At 61.2% G+C, this 18850-nt stretch carries 15 protein-coding genes; 5 read left to right on the top strand and 10 right to left on the bottom strand.

Features of this window, described 5'->3' with window-relative positions:
- Window positions 1-3: 3 nt before the first annotated feature.
- Together V6943_RS07915 and pdxR are read right to left on the bottom strand one after the other, a co-directional pair.
- On the bottom strand, window positions 4-645 hold the full coding sequence (locus V6943_RS07915; RefSeq protein ID WP_181101825.1) for an acetoacetate decarboxylase family protein: 642 nt from the start codon (window positions 643-645) through the stop codon (window positions 4-6).
- A 364-nt stretch (window positions 646-1009) separates the two neighbouring features.
- Window positions 1010-2416 (bottom strand): MocR-like pyridoxine biosynthesis transcription factor PdxR, encoded by a 1407-nt coding sequence (gene pdxR, locus V6943_RS07910; RefSeq protein WP_340553140.1) that lies wholly within the window; start codon window positions 2414-2416, stop codon window positions 1010-1012.
- A gap of 162 nt (window positions 2417-2578) precedes the next feature.
- On the opposite strand from pdxR, the gene V6943_RS07905 reads away from it, so the two are divergent.
- The gene (locus tag V6943_RS07905) at window positions 2579-3625 is read left to right on the top strand and encodes a TlpA family protein disulfide reductase (protein ID WP_258189903.1); all 1047 of its coding nucleotides are present in this window, start codon (window positions 2579-2581) and stop codon (window positions 3623-3625) included.
- Between the two features lie 51 nt (window positions 3626-3676).
- Here the strand turns inward: V6943_RS07905 and V6943_RS07900 are convergent, their stop codons facing one another.
- Complete coding sequence (locus V6943_RS07900) at window positions 3677-3880, bottom strand: hypothetical protein (protein WP_340553139.1); 204 nt, start codon at window positions 3878-3880, stop codon at window positions 3677-3679.
- Between V6943_RS07900 and V6943_RS07895 the strand changes: the two genes are divergently transcribed.
- Both V6943_RS07895 and V6943_RS07890 read left to right on the top strand, forming a co-directional pair.
- Window positions 3879-5750: a protein-disulfide reductase DsbD family protein gene (locus V6943_RS07895; protein WP_340553138.1), complete on the top strand. Its 1872-nt coding sequence runs from the start codon at window positions 3879-3881 to the stop codon at window positions 5748-5750. The two genes, V6943_RS07900 and V6943_RS07895, sit on opposite strands and share 2 nt — an antisense overlap.
- Window positions 5751-5781: 31 nt before the next feature.
- Window positions 5782-6411 carry an FMN-dependent NADH-azoreductase gene (locus tag V6943_RS07890; RefSeq protein WP_340553137.1) on the top strand — a complete coding sequence of 210 codons (630 nt, stop codon included), beginning with the start codon at window positions 5782-5784 and terminating at the stop codon, window positions 6409-6411.
- A gap of 165 nt (window positions 6412-6576) precedes the next feature.
- Here the strand turns inward: V6943_RS07890 and V6943_RS07885 are convergent, their stop codons facing one another.
- The 3 genes from V6943_RS07885 to V6943_RS07875 all read right to left on the bottom strand — a co-directional run bounded on the left by V6943_RS07885 (window position 6577) and on the right by V6943_RS07875 (window position 8493).
- Window positions 6577-7050 (bottom strand): DUF2214 domain-containing protein, encoded by a 474-nt coding sequence (locus tag V6943_RS07885; RefSeq protein WP_340553136.1) that lies wholly within the window; start codon window positions 7048-7050, stop codon window positions 6577-6579.
- 10 nt (window positions 7051-7060) lie between these two features.
- Entirely contained in the window at window positions 7061-7504 is a 444-nt protein-coding gene (locus V6943_RS07880) for a DUF6152 family protein (RefSeq protein ID WP_219853053.1), read from the bottom strand.
- A 185-nt stretch (window positions 7505-7689) separates the two neighbouring features.
- Window positions 7690-8493 (bottom strand): LysR substrate-binding domain-containing protein, encoded by an 804-nt coding sequence (locus V6943_RS07875; protein WP_340553135.1) that lies wholly within the window; start codon window positions 8491-8493, stop codon window positions 7690-7692.
- A gap of 57 nt (window positions 8494-8550) precedes the next feature.
- Between V6943_RS07875 and V6943_RS07870 the strand changes: the two genes are divergently transcribed.
- Together V6943_RS07870 and V6943_RS07865 are read left to right on the top strand one after the other, a co-directional pair.
- Window positions 8551-9180 carry a DUF998 domain-containing protein gene (locus tag V6943_RS07870; RefSeq protein WP_340553134.1) on the top strand — a complete coding sequence of 210 codons (630 nt, stop codon included), beginning with the start codon at window positions 8551-8553 and terminating at the stop codon, window positions 9178-9180.
- A 228-nt stretch (window positions 9181-9408) separates the two neighbouring features.
- Entirely contained in the window at window positions 9409-9738 is a 330-nt protein-coding gene (locus tag V6943_RS07865; protein WP_181101837.1) for a DHCW motif cupin fold protein, read from the top strand.
- Window positions 9739-9819: 81 nt separating this feature from the next.
- Here V6943_RS07865 and rarD read toward each other — a convergent pair whose 3' ends face one another.
- From rarD to fadD1, 4 genes are all read right to left on the bottom strand, one after another.
- Window positions 9820-10710, bottom strand: a complete 891-nt coding sequence (rarD, locus tag V6943_RS07860) for an EamA family transporter RarD (RefSeq protein WP_181101839.1) — start codon at window positions 10708-10710, stop codon at window positions 9820-9822.
- Window positions 10711-10936: 226 nt separating this feature from the next.
- Complete coding sequence (gene hrpA, locus V6943_RS07855; protein ID WP_340553133.1) at window positions 10937-14974, bottom strand: ATP-dependent RNA helicase HrpA; 4038 nt, start codon at window positions 14972-14974, stop codon at window positions 10937-10939.
- A 128-nt stretch (window positions 14975-15102) separates the two neighbouring features.
- Window positions 15103-16707 (bottom strand): M28 family metallopeptidase, encoded by a 1605-nt coding sequence (locus V6943_RS07850; protein WP_340553132.1) that lies wholly within the window; start codon window positions 16705-16707, stop codon window positions 15103-15105.
- Between the two features lie 390 nt (window positions 16708-17097).
- Window positions 17098-18786 carry a long-chain-fatty-acid--CoA ligase FadD1 gene (gene fadD1, locus V6943_RS07845; RefSeq protein ID WP_340553131.1) on the bottom strand — a complete coding sequence of 563 codons (1689 nt, stop codon included), beginning with the start codon at window positions 18784-18786 and terminating at the stop codon, window positions 17098-17100.
- Window positions 18787-18850 lie beyond the last annotated feature (64 nt).

Below are 18850 nucleotides of genomic sequence, written 5' to 3'. Positions count from 1 at the left end.
CGTTCAGATGCCGAACGAGGCCTGCAGATCGCGCAGATACAGGCTGAAAAACGGCGCGCGGCCCTGCAGAAAGGCCAGCGGGCCGGTAGCTGAAAAATCCCACTCGGCGCGCCCGGTGACTATCCGTCCCCGGCCACGACAGCGGGTACGCAACAGCCCGCAATCGTTCTGCTGAATCACGAAACCACTGGCGCTCGGCTGCCCTGGCAAGCTCATGTTCGGCGCGAAGCGCACCGAGGCCACCGCCTGATCGTCGACGCTCAACTGCCCAGCGAAGCCACGCTCACCGGTACCCGGCTCGATGACGAAATCGCCCATTTGCTTGGGAATCGACCACAGCTGGTGGCCGCCAGCAACCGAGCGCTCCTCGTCGACCCAGATATGCGTCACTGTACCGGCAGGCGCCAGCATGCCGTGCCCCCGCACCACTGCAGCCACCGCCAGCTCGTTGTAGGCCAACGTGCCGCCCGGCAGATAAGCCGCCCAGATGGTCAGCACCAGGACGTTGTCACCCAAAGCGGCATAAGCCAACCCCTTCGGCGCCGGCGGCAGTTCCCGCGCCGGCACCCGCCAGGCCGACACGCAGGCGGTACCGGTCAGATGCCAGGGGGCTTCGGGATAAGTGGTTTCGTCGAGTCTATCCATGTTTCATGGACGCCAAGTGGCGCAGTGGGTTCCGGTGGGCGAAGGGTCAGTCGTCCGAGACTGATGTGCTGCAGTGCTGGGCTGTAGTGCGACGCCTAGAACACCGACCGGGAGCCCACCAGCTGCTGTTCCGGGCGCATCACCGCATGACGGGCTATTTCGGCCAGGAGCTGCCTCTTTTGCGCGTCTGTATTGAACAACGTTAAACAAGTTGAGTGTACATACCCAGCTCGGCACTCCAGGTGCCGCCCGACACACTGGTCATTCCGTTTTCCCCCTCGCTGTCGATGAGCCAGCACGGCCAGTCATTGGAACCGCCTCGCACAGGCCGAGCACCCTTCAACGGTATGGTTTCCCCCCGTTTCTATATAAGCGCTTCAGTGAACCGAACCAGGCGGCTGCAGCAGTCCTCGATGCCTTCGTCTGGAACGTTGGTGACGCCCAGCAGCAAGCCGCTTCGGGCCTGTGCGGCGTCGGCATACCAGATAGATAACGGTAAGGGCGCAAGCCCGACTGCCAGTGCCTGTTGGCTGATAGCAACGTCGTCCGCACCTTGAGGCAAGTGCACCAGCAAAGCTAACCCCGCCATCGCCTCGGCCGTGGCTGGAATGCTCAAGGCACGCTGGAGAGCAGCCAACCGGGCGGTATAGGTGCGCTTCATTCTGCGCAGATGGCGCAAGTAATGACCCTTGCGCATGAACTCTGCGAGCGCCCATTGGCTGGTGATCGACGCAGCGGGTGCCAGCGCAGCCGCTGTATCTGCGACCCGGTTTGCCAAGGATGTTGGCGCCACAACGAACCCCAGACGCAGGCCAGGGTTGATGGTCTTGCTGAAAGTGCCGATGTGAATGACCCGGCCTGAACGATCCTGTGAGGCAAGCGCTGGGGCCGCCCGACCGACAAGTTGAAGTTCGCTCAGGTAGTCATCTTCGATGATCCAGCTACCGTTCTTATCCGCCCATTCCAACAGGCGAAGACGCCGTGGCAGTGACAACGTCATTCCCAGAGGAGCCTGCTGCCCTGCGGTGACGACCGCCAGGGCCGCATTCGGCGCACGCCGGATACCTTCTTCGACGTCCAGCCCATGTGCATCAACACTGACCGGTATTGATTCGATGCCCGCGATGGAAAGCGCCGTTCGCGACATTGGATAGCCGGGATCTTCCATCCACGCCGTTTGCCCTCGCAAACCGAGCGCATGCAGGATCAGCCCAAGGCCACCGGAGTACCCGGAGGTGATAACGACCTGCTCTGGCGCACAGATGATGCCTCGCGCCACTGCAAGATAGGCGGCAATTTCGGTTCGCAAACCGGGCTCTCCGCGAGGGTCCGGGTAGCTGACCGGTGCCATTGCGGCCTGGCGGGCCGCGCCCGCGGCAATGCGTGACCACATCTTGTAGGGAAAAACGTCCTGCGCGGGAATTCCGACCTGAAACACCATGGGCGAATTGCTGAATGGATGTTGGTAGAAGTCCGGCAATGGCGAGCGCAGACTGCTGGTTTCAGTCGGTCGGACCGCAGGCAACGGTTGCGCGACAAAGGTACCCGCCGCGCCGCGGGAAACGATCAGCTGTTCGTCGATCAGTCGCTCATAAGCCGCCCGAACGGTACCACGAGCAACGCCAAGCTGAACGCTGAGGTCTCGCCAGGACGGCAATCGGGCACCGGCATACAGATGCCCCTCACGGATCGATCTGCCGATGGCTCCAACGATTTGCTCAACCAGAGAACGCCCTGCTTTCCGGTTGAGTTCAATGCGCAAATCTTCCATGCAGCCCTCACTCACTCGCTTGTGTTGACGAAGGAGACGACATCAACCTCAGGCGCACCGATGGTACAGTCAGATTTGCTATTCATGGGCCTTTTTATTGGACCTTTAACCAATATGATGAAGCGCTAGAACCTCAAGCCCATCATGGTCAAGGAGCTCCCCTTGCAATCACCGTCTCTCCTCTCATTCATCAAGCAGTTCGCGGCCCTGCTCCTGCTCGGTAGCGCGCTCCACTTGGCTCACGCCGACGGCAGTCTGAACGATGAGGGTGAGCGGCGGGCACGCACCGCCGGCGCTTCGCTGATCGGACAGCCTGGGCCGGTTGCCGTGCTCGACACCATCGATGGAACAAAGATTGACCTAGCTGAGCTGTACGGGGAAAAGCCGGTTTATCTAAAATTCTGGGCCACATGGTGCGTGCCCTGCCGCCAGCAGATGCCCGGCTTCGAGCAGTTGCAACAGACGATGGGCGACAAGGTGCAGGTCATCGCGGTAAACACGGGCTTCAGTGACGACATTGACTCGATCCGCGCATACCGCAAGGAGCACCAGCTGACCATGCCGGTCGTGATCGATGACGGCAGCCTGGCGGCGGACCTCAACCTACGGGTGACACCCCAGCATGTTGTGATTGGCCGAGATGGCCGGATATCCCATATCGGTCACCTTGATGACCAGGCTTTGCACGCCGCGCTGGAAAGTGCCGTATTAGAACAAACGACCTCCGCCAGCCGCTCGGAGAGCAATGCAACGCCCGAGACACCGCAGTTTGCCGTGGGCGACACCGTGACCGGCCTGAACATCGAAACTCTAGAGGGCAATCAAGTGAAGCTGGGCAAGGACGACAAGCCGCGCGCACTGGTGTTCTTCGCCCCTTGGTGCGAGTCCTATCTCGAGGAAAGCCGGCCCAAGACGTCCCAGGCTTGCCTACGGGTACGCAAGGATGTGGACAGCCTGATGGGCCAGGGCGACATGGAGTGGCTGGGTGTTTCTTCAGGGCTTTGGGTCTCGGCCAGCGACTTGCAAGATTACAAAAACACCACGCCTACCGCCCTGCCGCTAGCGCTCGACGAGCAGGACGAACTCTTTCGCGCCTTCGCCATTCGTGACATTCCGACAGTGGTCCTTCTAGACGCGCATGGTCGTGTCGCCAATATCCTCAAACCGCAGGACAGCAATCTCGTAGAGGCAGTCAAGGCGCTGCATTGATCCGTTTCGCCCTGCGGTTACGGGAGGAGGCGCCATGACGCCTCCTCCCTTTTATCCACTCGATACGTTCATCAGGAACCGCATGCCACTGCTATCGCTAAAAAGGCTCCTGCTCTGCTTTTGCCTGTGCGTTATCAATCTGCCCGGCTTGGCAGCAAAGATGCCCGGTCCTGATGATGTATTGATCGCGTCATCGCTGATCGCTTCAACCGAAGCGCCTTCATCTGGATCGACCACGACATTGGCGATCCTCATGGAGCCTCAGGGCGAGTGGCACGGCTACTGGAAACAACCAGGCGATGTTGGCCTCCCGGCCACGTTCACCTGGCACCTACCGGACGGTGTAATGGTGAGCGACCCAGCCTATCCGTTGCCGCGGACGCTGCTGATCGAAGGTTTGATGAACCATGTCTACGAGCAGCCCTACGCGCTGCTCGTAGACCTGACCCTCGACGACGACTTGCCAGACGGGACCGCATTGCCGATCCGTGTGGATATGCAATATCTGGCCTGTCGGTATGACGCCTGCGTCCCCGAGCGCGCCTCATTAAACACAACCTTACACGTAGGCGACGGTCACCAGTCGCCGGACGTTGCAGCCCGCTTCGCCAGTTGGCGTCAAGCGCTGCCCAGGCCGCTGGCCGCGTCGGCCAGTTTTGACGTAGAGGGCGATCTCCTACGCCTGCGCGTGCCCCTTCCGGCCAGCGTACCGATCCAGGATCCCCATCTGTTTTCCGCGATCAAGGGGGCTATTGAAAATGCCGCCCCTCAACGCGTCGAGCGACGGGGCGATGAGCTGATTCTGGAAACACGTGTGGGTGATCAAGTACCCGATACTTTCGTCGCCACGCTGAAGCTGAGCGACAGCCTTGGCCTGGATATAGACGCGAAACGCGGCGGCCCGACAAGCGCGCCCGATAGCACGTCCAACAGCAGCTTGAGCATCATCCTGCTTGCGCTGGCCGGGGCGATTGCCGGCGGGCTGTTGCTGAATTTGATGCCGTGCGTCTTTCCCATCCTCAGTCTTAAAGCCATGAGTCTCGCGCGCTCCGGCATCAGCCCGGCTATAGCTCGTCGCGACGCCGTGGCCTACACCAGCGGTGTGCTACTGGTCTGCGTCTTGCTGGGCGCCGTTCTGCTCGCTTGGCGTGCCGCTGGCACTCAGGTGGGCTGGGCCTTCCAGTTGCAGAACGCTGCCGTGATTCTGACCCTGATGTTGCTGACCACGGCCATCGCATTCAATCTGGCCGGGCTGTTCGAGCTGGCAGCGATCGATGCTGGTACCAAGCTAACCAACCAAAGCGGCGCCGGTGGCGCGTTCTGGACCGGCGCGCTCGCGGCTTTCATCGCTACGCCTTGCTCCGGGCCTTTCATGGCCGCAGCCCTGGGCGCTGCGCTGGTTTTACCGACGGCCGCAGCCATGCTGGTATTCACCGGGCTTGGTCTAGGGATCGCTTTACCGTTCTTGATGCTGGGGTTCATCCCCTCGCTGCAACGACGCTTGCCCAGACCCGGCCCCTGGATGGGAACCTTGCGCCGCGTTCTCGCGGTGCCGATGTTCCTTACCGCGCTCTCTCTGCTGTGGGTACTCAGCCATCAGGTCCCGGCCAATGCGCTGGTCGCATCCCTGGGCTGCGCCATGCTGCTTGCACTCGGGCTCTGGCTGACCGGCCTGCGGCAGCAGAAACACAAACGCAACGCCTGGTTGCCCACTTCTCTTGCATTGATTCTGGCGCTCGGCCTGGGCTGGAGCCAGGTATCAGGGCAAACCGCGCCGGCTTCGGACGTGCAGCGGCACGTGTTCGACGAGCAGCAGTTAGCTCAACTACGCGCTGACAAGGTGCCGGTGTTTGTTTACTTCACCGCTGACTGGTGCATTACCTGCAAGGTGAACGAGCAAGTCGCCATCAACCGTGACGCGACCGCACAGGCTTTCGCCGTGGCCGGGGTTGTAGTGATGCGGGGCGACTGGACCAATGGCGATCCTGTCATCACCGCATTCCTCGAACGCCACGGTCGCTCAGGTGTTCCTTTGTACCTGTGGTACGGAGCGGGTGAAGCCGAACCACGGCTGCTGCCCCAGATCCTCGGACCGGGCTCACTACTCGAACTGGTGCAACGGTAATTCTGACCATCGAAATACGAAGGGGTCGTTCATGGAACAATTGCTCGTCATCAACACCAGCCCGCAGCGCAGCGGGTCGTACAGTCGGAAAATGACAGAACGCTTCGTACACCTCTGGCGCCTTCGATACCCGAGCGGCGAAATCATCCACCGAGAGCTGGGTAACCAGCCGATTCCACACGTCGATGAACGCTGGATCCAGGCCGCTTTCACCCCGCCCGAGACCCGAGACCACCAACAGAAGGACACCCTGACGCTCAGCGACGAGCTGGTGAGCGAGTTGAAGCAAGCCACACAGATCGTGATCGGTTGCCCCATGCACAACCTGTCGGTGCCCAGTACGCTGAAAGCCTACATCGACCAGATTATCCGCATGGGAATCACGACCCGCCTGGTACCTGGCACCCCTGGCAGCCCTTACGCCGGTCTACTGCACGACAAGAAAGCGTACCTGCTGCTCGTGAGGGGCGGCCATGGTTATGAGAAAGGCGAAGCATACGCACACATGAACTTCCAAGAGCCCTACTTAACCGCAGTATTGGGCATGCTGGGCATCCACGACGTGACGACGGTCAGCCTGGAATACACCGCTATCGGCGGCGATCAGTTCGACGAAGCCGTCAAACGGGCCAATTCACGTATCGATGCACTGTTTTGTTAACCGCATAGATTTTGCAGACAGATATAAGCCGCGTGGCAGCGAGCGAACTGCTGCTCTTGAGTGGGCCCATGCGGACAGTAGATGAAAAACCTTCTGCTGGAATATTGATAGCGCTGGCAGAGTCGCTAATTGGTGGCGCCGCTAACTGCCCGCGATATCCTCGCCTCAGACAAAGCCGATCCAGCGGCCAGCTATGAGGATCGAAAGCCAAAGAATGGCGGATGCGGCGGCCAGGGCGCGAACTCGGACAGTTGGCTGGCAGCCGCACAGGGCGGCATCAAAGCGCTCGCTGCGATGCTGGAGTGCAATGTTGCAGATCGCCAGCACTAGCAGCGCGGCCTTGCAGAGAAAGGCTGGGTTCTCTGCGTACTCCGCTGGCCTCACTGAGAACAACCATAGCCCCGTTATCACCGCGAGCGTGGTGCCCGTTGCCGCTGCGCGTACTAGAAAGGGGCCAAGGACCAGCAGATCCCGTCCGTGCATTGAACGCAAAAGGAGCAAATCGAGCGGCAGGATCGCGCCTAGGAGTAGCCCTATCCCAAGGATGTGAGTTGCATTGACGACCAGATAGGCGATCCAGTATTCCTGCAGGAAGACGGCACCGGGCCAGCCGGCAATTGATTGCAGAAAGCCCGTCATCGCCGTGTCGTCATTCCTTGATGCGTTCCGGATACATATCGTATTGCTTGCCGCCGACCGTAATGCGCACAGCTTTCATATGCGCTTCGTTCGGCTCTTTGGTGCGGTTGCCGAGTACGGTGATTTCATCTCCTACCTTGGCGGTATCGTCGGTGAAACCGGAACGTTGCGTCTGGTTCGGATTCCCCAGATCGACTTGCCATAAACGGCCGTCTTGAGCCTCTACGCGCAAGGCCGGATGAGGTGGCGCCATCGAAATCTCGGTAATCGTGCCCTTCAACTCCGACTGTTCTTCTTCCGCCCAGGCCCAACCGTGGTGAGCGAAGGCCTGCGTTGTAAACAGCACCATCGCTGTGACGCAAAGCATTAAGACCATACGATGCGCCGCATCGCGCGCCGTGAGGGGGGTTGCTCGGATGGCGGTTCGGCTTTCGCTTGATACCGACATAATCATGCTCCTTTGAGCGAATAAATAATTGAGAGTCGACACATTGGACCCAGTTCCCGGTTTTTACCGTAGAGCAACTGCCAGTTCTACGTTCCTGAAGTGATGTGTAGCAGCTTTTTTCGACGGCAGCCTTTTGGCCGAAACCGGACGGAGTTGCTGTCTAAAGCTCAGGGATGATTGCCAGTTATGGCCTAGCCGGAAGCAGACTCTTCCATAAGCCAACGTTTGAAATTCGTCAGTGCAGAAGCGGCATGCGTACTCGGGCGAGTTACCAGGACGTAGCGTTCGCAGAGTTCTTCGAATGCCGGCCAAGGAGCTACAAGCCGGCCTCCAAGCAGCTCCTCCTCAACGTAGCAGTTAGGCACGAGCGCCATTCCTATGCCGGCTTTCGCCGCTTCGATCAGCAGCGCATAGCGATCATAGGTGGGGCCTGTCGAGTTGGAATCCAGTGGCAATTCAGCAAGCGTTGCATAACGAGCCCAACTATAGGGGCTCGCGAGCTTGTGAAGTAGCGGCATGCTTTCGGGTATTTCGCTTGCAAGGCGAGGGTGACAGACGGCAACCATCGGTTCTACAAAGAGCGGCTGTACTCGCATTGTCTGCCAGACGGGATGGTCGTAGTTGATCGCAGCGTGCAAGCCACTTTGCTCAAGGGAAAAGGGCTGTGTGCGTTCGTGGAGATTCACTTTTATATCGGGGTAGCGCGCCTGGAATCGAGCCAGCCTGGGTATCAACCAACGACTGGCGAATGTGGGAATGACGCCAATTTCCAGCGAGGTACTGCCCCTAGCGTCTGCAACGAGCTGGCGGGTGTGCCGTTCGATATCGGCCAGTGCCGCACGAATGTGCGAAGCATAGTTGTCACCAGCAACTGACAACTCGACGGACGTCTGCTCATGGATCCATCCGTGGTTTGAAGGGGCGACAGGATGACGCATGCGCAAGCTGCCTTGCAAAAAAATCGTTAGCTCGAAAGCATCAGTGATCCCTAGCATGCAGGCACTTTACGAGAGATGGAGTTGGTAGTTGCCATGACAAGGGAAGGCCGCACCGTGAGTACCTTTGACCGAACTTTACTGTGCCTGGGGCTATTAATTCCCCTCTGGCTCTTTGCGGGCGTGGCGCTAACGTCGCTGAGCTATCCGGGCTACAGCCATATCGACCAGGCGATGAGCCAGTTAGGGGCAGTAGGAGCCCCCACCCACCCGTTCTCCGCCTGGGTGAACAACTTCCCCCTAGGCGTGCTCTTCGTGCTTTTTGCTCTGGGTGTTGCTCGGAGGTTCACGACATCGCGTCTAGCCCAGCTCAGCGCAGAGCTGATACTGATCCACGGTCTGGCAAGCTTTGCTACTGGGGTGTTCTCATGCGATCCAGGATGCGCACCTGCACAACCCTCGCCGTCTCAGCAGGTTCATAACCTGGCAGGACTAGTCATGTTCCTCTCGCTGACGCTGGCGACCGCGCTTTGGGGGGCTCTTAGCAAGAGGCTGTTGTCATCGCCAGCGTTCGGATGGTTCTCGATACTCTGCGTGATCTTTGCTGTCGTGACTGTCGGCATGATGGCCAAAGCATTCGACGATGGACATGGATTTGGTTTGTATCAGCGGCTCAATTACACCGTATCCGTAGTTTGGGTCGCGGCACTGGCATGGATTGCCAATCGTGGTGAGTTGGCTTCGTGAGCGTCCGCTCCTGGCCGATAGCAGGCGGTCAGGGTCGCCTGGACGGACGCCGACAATGTACGGAGCCCCGACTTGCTCCGAACCGCTTGATTAGACCTCTTTCGAATAGTCGTCTGAGGCGCCCGTGGGTTGTACGTGGGTGTATTGGAGAAACAAGGCCGATCTGTATCTATCTGGCTTGGTGGCGTATCGGTAGGATTCGAACCTTACCCTTTTGGCAAGGCAACCATGGAACTCACTGACATCCCATTCGGCACTACCGACTGGTCGAAAATAGAACCCATTGCGCATCCGGGTGAGACCGGCACGGCGCTCTGGCGTACCTGCCAATTCGGTAATACGAGAGTTCGAATGGTTCACTACTCCCCTGGATACGTTGCCGATCATTGGTGCCGGAAGGGACACATTCTGCTATGTCTGGAAGGTCAACTGGAGACCGAACTCGATGATGGCCGTACATTCACTTTGAGCGCCGGCATGAGCTACCAAGTGGCCGACAACGCGGAGGCTCACCGGTCTTCAACCGCTACCGGCGCCAAGTTGTTCGTCGTGGATTGATACCTGAGAGCGAGTAGCAGCGTTTGGCCGATTTTGCCTATCGCGACCGGCCGCCCGGTCGAATCTGCGCCACCTAAACAGCTAACCCCTCCCCCTCCTCAACGCCCTCACTCCCTCCACCACCAGCACCGCAATTGCCATCCAGATCGCGCCATAAGTCAGCCATTGGTCCGGCGCGATGCTTTCGCCGAGCAGTAACGCGACCACGACCAGTAACACCGGCTCAACGTAGCTGAGCAGGCCGAACAGGGCGAGGTTGAGGCGGGTGGCGATGATCATCAGGGCCAGTGCCAGGGCGCTGAGCGCGCCCAATCCGAAGATCAGCAGTTGCAGCCGTGGACTTGCGATGACCTGTTGCAGGGTGGCGCTATCGCCCAAGGCGAAGGTAGCGGCGACTGGCAGGCTGATGACGAGGTCAAGCCACAGACCGCCAAGGTTAGCGGTGCCGATCCGGCGGCGCAGGATGAAGTAGCAGGGATAGCCGAGCGCGACCGCCAGCACTGGCCAGGAAAGGGACGAGGCAAGCAGCAGTTCGTTACCAACGCCAACGGCCGCCAGTATGCAGGCCAGGCGCTGCAGGCGGCTGATCGCCTCGCCGAACACCAGCCGGCCGGTCAGCACGAGGGTCAGCGGCAGCAGGAAGTAGCCGAGGGAGACGTCCAGCCCGTGGCCGTTGATTGGCGCCCACATGAACAGCCAGAGCTGTAACCCGACCAGCGCCGAAGACAGCGGCAGCGCGAGCCACAACCTCGGTTCTGCCGACAGGCGCGCAAGGATCTGGCGAACCTCGCCCCAGCGCCCGAAGCCGATCAGCAGCACCGCCAGGCAGGGCGCGGTAAGCAGGATGCGCCAGCCGTATATCTGCTGGCCGTCCAGCGGTTCGAGCAGCGAGGTGTAGTAGTACAGCGTGGCGAAAAGTATCGACGCCCCGACCGAGCTGGCCACGCCCGGCAGACTGTTCCGGTTTTGCATAAACGTCTCAAATCTCGAAGTATCGGCGCCGCAGCCATAGGTTTATTGAGCTCCGCCACAAGCCGAAACTACGCGGGTCACGACGAAACGGGAAACAGCCAGGGAGGAGCCGCTCCACCAAGGCCGGCTGGCTTCGCGTAGGGTTCGCTCTGCGCACCGCCAGGCCTCTTGCATGCGGTGCGCAGAGCGCACCCTACGTTGGGACCGCGCCGGAAGCGGCGTTGGCTTACGGCTCGACTTGGCTCCACTGTTTGCTCAGCCGCTTGTCCGAAGCCGGCATCTTCGTCCCGAGCTGCTGCGCCCAGAGCGAAACGCGGTATTCCTCTAGCATCCAACGGTACTGGCTCAGCTCCGGGTCGCGCTTGCCTTCCTGCTGGTGCTTCTTCAGCCGCGCCTGGTACTGCTCCCAGTAGCCTGCAAGTTCGCCAGACCAGACGCGATCACGCTGCAGCTGCGCGCCGATCTTCTCGAAACGCTGCTCGATGGCCTTCAGATATCTCGGGTATTCCTTCAGCCATTCGACGGGCGTTTCGCGGACGAAGCCTGCATAAACGAGGTTAGTGAGTTGCGCCTTGATATCGTTGAGCGCCACGGCCTGGGCCAGGTCGATCTTGCCCTTGAAGCGCTTCTGCAGGCCGTGCCAGAGCTTGAGGATATCCAGCACCAAGCGCGCCAGGCGCTCGGCGTGGCCGGTCCATTCGCCACGTTTTTTCTCGGCCAGCGCAGCCAGAGCGGCGCCTTCGCGCGGTAGCTGGGTTTCGCCGTCGAGGACGCAGCTGTCCAGGCTCGCCAGCAGGATGTCCTCAACCAGCGCATCGACCTTGCCCATGTCGCGATAGAGCAGGCCCAGCTCGGTCAGCCCCGGCAGCTTGTTGCGCAGATATTTCGACGGCTCGGCCAATTGCTGCAGCAGCAGGCGCTGCAGGGCGCGGCGGTGCTGATAGTTGGCCTCGGCCTGGGTCGGGAAGCGCCCCTCTTTGACCACGCCACACTCCTCCACCAGCGCCGGGTAGACGGTCATGGACAACCCGGCCATCTTCGCCTGGGTCTTCTCCGCCACCTGAGCAAAGCCCTTGGCCTCGACCGGCTTCTGCTCGGCCTTCTGCTGGAGCGGCGCCAGCGCGGCCTGGCTGGCCTCACTGAATCGCGCGGTAAGCTCGGCCAAGTCGCGGCCTTCACCGAGGAATTTGCCACGGGCGTCGACCACTTCGATGTTCATCTTCAAATGGCTGTCGAGCCCGGTAGCCGCGTCGTGCCAGGCTTCTTCCGGCACGCGGGCACCGGTCATGCGCAGCAGTTCACGGCCCAGCGCCTCGGGTAGCGAACCCTCGCCGAAGGTGATCTTCGCCAGCGCCGCGCCGACGAAATCCGGCACCGGCACGAAGTTCTTGCGTATCGCCTTGGGCAGGTTGCGCACCAGCGCCACGGCCTTGGCCTCGATCAGCCCCGGCACCAGCCAGTCCAGCCGCTCACGGCGCAGTTGCGGTAGCAGCGGCGCCGGCACGCGCAGGGTCACGCCGTCGCGCGGGTGGTTGGGCTCGAAGTGGTACTCCAACGGCAATTGCAGCTCGCCGATGCGTAGGGTATCGGGATACTGCGCAGCGGTGACTTCGCGGGCCTCGCGGGCCAACACGTCTTCCTCGCGCATGACCAGCAATTGCAGGTTCTTCTGGCTCTCGCGCTTGTACCAGTTCTCGAAGCTGGCGGTCTGGTAGATGTCGACGGGCAGCCGCGCATCGTAGTAGCCGAACAGGGTTTCCTCGTCCGCAAGAATGTCGCGCCGGCGGGCCTTGGCTTCCAACTCGTCCATGCGCTCCAGCAGTTCGCGGTTGGCAGAAAGCGCACGGGATCGGCTGTTGATCTCGCCGCGCACCAGCGCCTCGCGGATGAAGAGTTCGCGCGCCGTGGGCGGATCGACCGGGCCGTAATGCACCGGGCGCTTGCCCACCACGATCAGACCGTAGAGCGTGATCTGCTCGTAGGCCACCACCTGGCCACGCTTCTTTTCCCAGTGCGGCTCGAAGTGGTTCTTCTTGATCAGGTGGCCGGCCAGCGGCTCGATCCACTCGGGCTCGATCTTCGCCACCATCCGGGCGAACAGCTTGGTGGTTTCCACCAGCTCGGCGGCCATGATCCAGTTGGGCTTCTTGCGACCAATCACGCTGGATGGATGCACCCAGAAGCGCCGCTGGCGTGCGCCAAGGAAATCGCCGTCCTCGGTCTTGTGGCCGATCTGGCTGAGCAGGCCGGATAGGATCGCCTTGTGCACCGCGGCGTAGCCCTTGGCCTTCTGTGCGGCTTCGCTAGCCTCGGCCTGCTGGCGGAAGACCACGTTGACCTTGGTATCGGTGGTCGGCGTGATCTGCTCGGCTGCTTTTCGGCCCTTGGCGAGTGAAGGCACAACAGCTTCCGGGGCTTTGCTCGCGCCCAGCTTGAGCTCACGGGCGATCAGGGTGAGCTGGCGGTGAGCATCACGCCACTCGCGCAGCCGCAGGTAGTTGAGGAAGTTCTTCCGGCACCAGGTACGCAGCGGGTTGGAGCCCAGTTCCTGACGCTTCTCTTCGAAACCGCGCCAGAGGTTGATCAGCGCGGCGAAATCCGAATCGGGGTCCTTCCACTGCGCGTGCGCCTGATCGGCCTGCTGCTGGCGATCAGCCGGGCGCTCGCGCACGTCCTGCACGGAAAGCGCACTGGCGACGATCAGCACTTCGGCCAAACTGCCCTGCTGCGCGGCTTCCAGCAGCATGCGGCCCAGCCGCGGGTCGATGGGCAGGCGCGCCAGCTGGCGACCGAGCGGCGTCAGCTGGTTCTCACGGTTGACCGCGGAGAGTTCCTGCAACAGGTTGAAGCCGTCGCTGATGGCCTTGCCGTCCGGCGGCTCGATGAAGGGGAAGTCCTGAATGTCGCCCAGGCGCAGGTGCAGCATCTGCAGAATGACCGCGGCGAGGTTGGTACGCAGGATTTCCGGATCGGTGAATTCGGGGCGGGAAAGAAAATCTTCCTCGCTGTACAGGCGGATGCAGATGCCTGGTTCGACGCGTCCGCACCTGCCCTTGCGCTGGTTGGCGCTGGCTTGGGACACCGCCTCGATGGGCAGGCGCTGGACCTTGGCGCGGTAACTGTAGCGGCTGATACGCGCGGTGCCGGAGTCGATCACGTAGCGGATGCCCGGTACGGTGAGCGAGGTTTCCGCCACGTTGGTGGACAGCACGATCTTGCGCCCCGCTGCCGGGCGGAAAATCTTCTGCTGCTCGGCAGGCGTCAGCCGCGCATACAGCGGCAGTACTTCGGTCAGGCGCAGGTTGGCCTTGCGCAGCATCTCAGCGGCATCGCGAATCTCGCGCTCGCCGGGGAGGAACACCAGCACGTCGCCGGGGCGCTTGCCGATGCTCTTCTCATGGGCTTCGATCTCGTCCAGCGCGGCGAGGATGCCCTGGTCGACGGTCAGATCGTCCTCGACGCGGTTGCCGTCTTCGTCGGTCTCCGCTGCCAATGGGTGATACCAGGTCTCTACCGGATAGGTACGCCCTGAAACCTCGATGATCGGCGCGTCATTGAAGTGCTTGCTGAAGCGCTCCAGGTCGATAGTCGCCGAGGTGATGATGACCTTCAGATCCGGCCGGCGCGGCAGCAGCGTCTTGAGGAAGCCCAGCAGGAAGTCGATGTTCAGCGAGCGCTCGTGGGCCTCGTCGACGATGATGGTGTCGTACTTTTCCAGAAAGCGGTCGTGCTGGGTTTCAGCCAGCAGGATGCCGTCGGTCATCAGCTTGATCAGCGTGCTGTCGGTACTCTGGTCCTCGAAGCGCACCTGATAGCCCACCAGCTCGCCCAGCGGCGTACCGATTTCCTCCGCCACGCGCGTGGCAACGCTGCGCGCGGCCAGACGCCGCGGCTGGGTATGGCCGATCAGCCCGTGCACGCCACGGCCGATTTCCAGGCAGATCTTCGGCAGCTGGGTGGTCTTGCCCGAACCGGTTTCGCCGGCGATCACCAGCACCTGATGCTTTTCCAGCGCGGCCTTGATCTCGTCGCGCTTGGCGGCGATAGGCAGGGCATCGTCATAACGGATGGCCGGCACGCTCTGCCGCCGCGCCTCGACCTTGGCAGCCGAGGTCTGAAAGCGTTCGAGCCACTGCGCGAGCTTGCCCTCGTCTGGCTTTTTTCTCAGCTCATGCAACTGCCGGCGCAGGCGATGGCGGTCGGCGCTGAAGGCCTGGTCGAGATTTTTGTGCAGGGTGTCGAAAGCGGGCGTTGCGTCGGTCATGGACAGCCATAAGCGATTTCGGGAGGACGGCGATTGTCGCAGATTTGGCCGGCTGGCCGTAGGCGGATCGGGAGCTGGATGACCGAACGGGAGGAACCGCGCCGACGAATCGGCGCGGGGTTACGCGCCTACCTGATCCAAAGGCCCCAGCGAGACCTTTCCTGAACCTGCTGAATGCGCATGGTGCCTATGCTCTGCTCGGCTGCGGCAGCAATCTCGTCGTCGACCATCTTGGTCGACAGCGACAGCCAGCTGGTGGCGAAGGCCAGCGCATCGCCGTGCAGCTCCAACGCCTCGGTGGAGATATTGCCCAGGTTGTCGCATTCGGTGTGGTAGCACGGATCGAACGACTGCCCCGCCGTACCGCCGTAACGCTGCGCCTGCTCCTGGCTCTTGATGTCTTCGGCTCCGGTGAACAAACCACCGAAAGCGATGCCGTCATCGAAGAACTGCGCATAGTCGGAACGGAAGTCGATCTCGGTGCCTTCGGACGGCTCGTTGCGCAGCTGGAAGTAGGAGCGGAACAGACGCTCGATCGCCGCCGAGCCGGGCGGACCCTGCAGGCCGAAGTCCGAACCGTCACCGTCGTAGATGAAGTTGGCGTAGTTCGGCGAGCCGATCATGTCCACGTTCAGGTACGCCTTGATCCGCTGTTTCTCCTCGTCCGGCAGCTGATTAACGTAATAGGTCGAACCGACCAGACCCGACTCTTCCGCCCCCCACCAGGCGAAGCGCACCTTGTTCAACGGATGTGCCTTGCCCATCAATACCGCCATTTCCAACAAGGCGGCACTGCCCGAACCGTTATCGTTGACGCCGGCCCCCTCGAATACGGAGTCCAGATGCGCGCCAACAACGATCACGTTGTTAGGGTTGCCCCGGCGGGTTTCGGCCAGCACGTTGTAGGTTTCGGTCTGCTCGCGCACCACGTCGACGTTCATGCTCATCTGCAAGCCTTCGGTACCCGCCCAGGCGACACCGAGGTCGTAGGTCGAAAACAGGACCGGGATACCGCCCTGATAGTCCTCACCGAGCGTGGCAGCCATCAGCCCCTTGCGATCCTCGGTATCGCCCTGGTTGAAGATGATCGCGCCGGACGCGCCCGCAGCCGCAGCGTTGGTCGCCTTGTCGCCGAACGGGCACGTGCCACGCTGCATCAATGCGATGGCGCCAGCCGGGAAGCCAGCGAAATCCGCCGCCTCGCAGCCGCTGGTCGAAGTGTTGCCGGCGCCGAGCGACAGGTCCACCGCAACCACCGGCGCGGTGACGTTGCCCGGATCGGTCTGGTCGGCGTAGGTAAAGTCTTCTTCCCAGGCGTATTGCGCCGGTTGCGGCGTGACGGCATTCAGCGAGCCGGGGCCCGCAGGGTAGAAGGCGAGGAACGGAAAGCTCTGCACCCTGGCCTCATAACCAGCGCGCTCGAGGTGCGTGCGCACGTAATCCACCGAGGCCTGGTAACCGGGCTGACCGGAGGCCCGGTTGCCCTGATTCAGCGCGGCGATGTCCTGCAGGTTCTCCAGGTGCTTCATGATATTGCTGGCCTGCATGCAGCGCGGCAGACCCAGCGGCGTGCCAACCAGCAGAGGGGACCGACACGCCCTGGAGTCGGGCTTGCCGGGTGACCATAACTCATCGAAATGTGCCGTTTCCACGGAAGGCGCAGCCAGGGCTGAAGCGGAAGCGATTAGAGCGAGAGAAGCAACTACCCGACGTGCATTGTTTTTTTTCTGCATGGGTAACTCATCCTTGCAACGAGATTGATGGGCAGGCCGCGAAATGGCATGCGCCATCGTCCCCTTACGGCACGACCGACGTTGAAACCCGGCGTGCAGCGAATAGCAAGGCGAAGCCGCCCGCACGATCGCATCTACAGAAAACGATCTTGCAGCTTCAGCGTTACATAGCGAGGCAGGTTGGGGTTCAACGACCGGAAAGCGGGACGCGGCCATAGCGTCCTAGACCGGGGCAACCTCGTCTCGGTTCGAACTTTGCGCCAGACGGCAGCACCGCTTGTCGGGTTGATTGAACTCGAACCTGGGCGGCTCGGAACGGATGAGCACGGATGAGCGTTGCGGATAAAGAAAAGCCCCGCCAAAGCGGGGCTTGATGTCCGGCGGAATGCTTTACTTCTTGCCGAGCTTGCGCAACTCCTCGTCACGCAATTCACGACGCAGAATCTTGCCGACGTTGGTGGTTGGCAGGCTGTCGCGGAACTCGACGGCCTTGGGCCGCTTGTAGCCGGTGACGTTGTCATGCATGTGCTGCATGACCTGCTCCTTGGTCACGCTCTCGCCCGGTTTGACCACCACGAACAGCTTGATCGCCTCACCGGACTTGTCGTCCGGAACCCCGATCGCAGCGCACTGCATCACGCCCGGCAGCGTCGCGAGCACGTCTTCGAGTTCGTTGGGATAGACGTTGAAGCCAGACACGAGAATCATGTCCTTCTTGCGATCGACGATCCGCAGATAGCCGTCTTCCTGAATGATGCCGATGTCGCCAGTCTTCAGCCAACCATCGGCGCTGAGAACTTCGTCGGTGGCTTCCTGGCGCTGCCAGTAGCCCTTCATCACCTGCGGCCCTTTCACGCACAGCTCGCCCGTCGCGCCAATCGGCAGTTCATTGCCTTCGTCGTCGATGACCTTGCACTGGGTGGAAGGCATCGGGATACCGATGGTGCCAATCTGGATACCGCCGAACGGGTTGACCGAGACTACCGGGCTGGTTTCGGTCATGCCGAAGCCTTCACAGATGGAGCAGCCAGTCACCTGTTGCCAGCGCTCGGCGGCTGCCTGTTGCAGCGCCATACCGCCGGAGAAGGTTGCCTTCAGCGAAGAGAAGTCCAGCTTGCGGAAGTCGTCGTTGTTGCACAGCGCGACGAACAGGGTGTTGAGCCCGACGAAGCCGCTGAAACGGTACTTGCCCAGATCCTTGACGAAAGCCGGCAGGTCACGCGGGTTGGTGATCAGCACGTTATGGGCGCCGATCAGCATCATCGTCATGCAGTGAAAGGTGAACGCGTAGATGTGATACAGCGGCAGAGGCGCAACCATGGTTTCACAGCCGACCCCCAGCTCCGTGCCCATCAAGCCGCGGCACTGCAGCATGTTGGCGACAATGTTGCGATGGGTCAGCATCGCACCCTTGGCAACGCCGGTGGTACCGCCGGTGTACTGCAGCACGGCAATGTCGTCACCGGCAGGATTGAACTCTCGAACCGCCTTGGCACGGCCGAGGGCCATGGCGTCGTTGAATTTGACCGCCTTCGGCAGGTTGTAGGAGGGCACCATCTTTTTCACGTGCTTGATCACGGCATTGACCAGCAGGCGCTTGACCGTCGGCAGCATGTCACCGACTTCGGTGACGACGACGTGTCTGATGCCGGTCTTAGGCAGCACTTCTTCGGCCAGATGAGCCATGTTGGCCAGGCAGACCAATGCTTTGGCGCCGGAGTCATTGAACTGATGTTCCATTTCCCGCGCGGTATACAGCGGGTTGGTGTTGACCACGATCAGCCCGGCGCGCATGGCGCCGAATACCACGACGGGATATTGCAGCAGGTTGGGCAGCTGGACCGCGATCCGGTCGCCCGGCTGCAGATCGGTGTTGTGCTGAAGGTAGGCGGCAAATTCGCCGGATAGGGCGTATAGCTCACCGTAGGTCAGGGTCTTGCCGAGATTGCTGAAGGCCGGTTTGTCAGCGAAACGCTCACAGGACTGTTTCAGCACTGCCTGGATGTTCTGGAACTCATCGGGATTAATTTCGCTCTCGACCCCGACAGGATATTTATCCTTCCAGAAGTTATCGGTCATGACCCCACTCCTCAGCGACAGCTTCACTGCATATAGCAGCTGTTTTGTTGTGTTTTGTTAATTT

Source organism: Pseudomonas sp. CBC3 (genome assembly GCF_037967085.1).
Classification (GTDB): domain Bacteria; phylum Pseudomonadota; class Gammaproteobacteria; order Pseudomonadales; family Pseudomonadaceae; genus Stutzerimonas.
Note: the sequence above shows the minus strand (reverse complement) of the source record. Positions and strands in the feature narration are given on the sequence as shown.

Coding starts and splice junctions, on each gene's coding strand:
- V6943_RS07915 (WP_181101825.1), bottom strand. CDS start 645: ATGGATAGACTCGACGAAACCACTTATCCCGAAGCCCCCTGGCATCTG.
- pdxR (WP_340553140.1), bottom strand. CDS start 2,416: ATGGAAGATTTGCGCATTGAACTCAACCGGAAAGCAGGGCGTTCTCTG.
- V6943_RS07895 (WP_340553138.1), top strand. CDS start 3,879: ATGGAGCCTCAGGGCGAGTGGCACGGCTACTGGAAACAACCAGGCGAT.
- V6943_RS07900 (WP_340553139.1), bottom strand. CDS start 3,880: ATGAGGATCGCCAATGTCGTGGTCGATCCAGATGAAGGCGCTTCGGTT.
- V6943_RS07890 (WP_340553137.1), top strand. CDS start 5,782: ATGGAACAATTGCTCGTCATCAACACCAGCCCGCAGCGCAGCGGGTCG.
- V6943_RS07885 (WP_340553136.1), bottom strand. CDS start 7,050: ATGACGGGCTTTCTGCAATCAATTGCCGGCTGGCCCGGTGCCGTCTTC.
- V6943_RS07880 (WP_219853053.1), bottom strand. CDS start 7,504: ATGATTATGTCGGTATCAAGCGAAAGCCGAACCGCCATCCGAGCAACC.
- V6943_RS07875 (WP_340553135.1), bottom strand. CDS start 8,493: ATGCTAGGGATCACTGATGCTTTCGAGCTAACGATTTTTTTGCAAGGC.
- V6943_RS07865 (WP_181101837.1), top strand. CDS start 9,409: ATGGAACTCACTGACATCCCATTCGGCACTACCGACTGGTCGAAAATA.
- rarD (WP_181101839.1), bottom strand. CDS start 10,710: ATGCAAAACCGGAACAGTCTGCCGGGCGTGGCCAGCTCGGTCGGGGCG.
- hrpA (WP_340553133.1), bottom strand. CDS start 14,974: ATGACCGACGCAACGCCCGCTTTCGACACCCTGCACAAAAATCTCGAC.
- V6943_RS07850 (WP_340553132.1), bottom strand. CDS start 16,707: ATGCAGAAAAAAAACAATGCACGTCGGGTAGTTGCTTCTCTCGCTCTA.
- fadD1 (WP_340553131.1), bottom strand. CDS start 18,786: ATGACCGATAACTTCTGGAAGGATAAATATCCTGTCGGGGTCGAGAGC.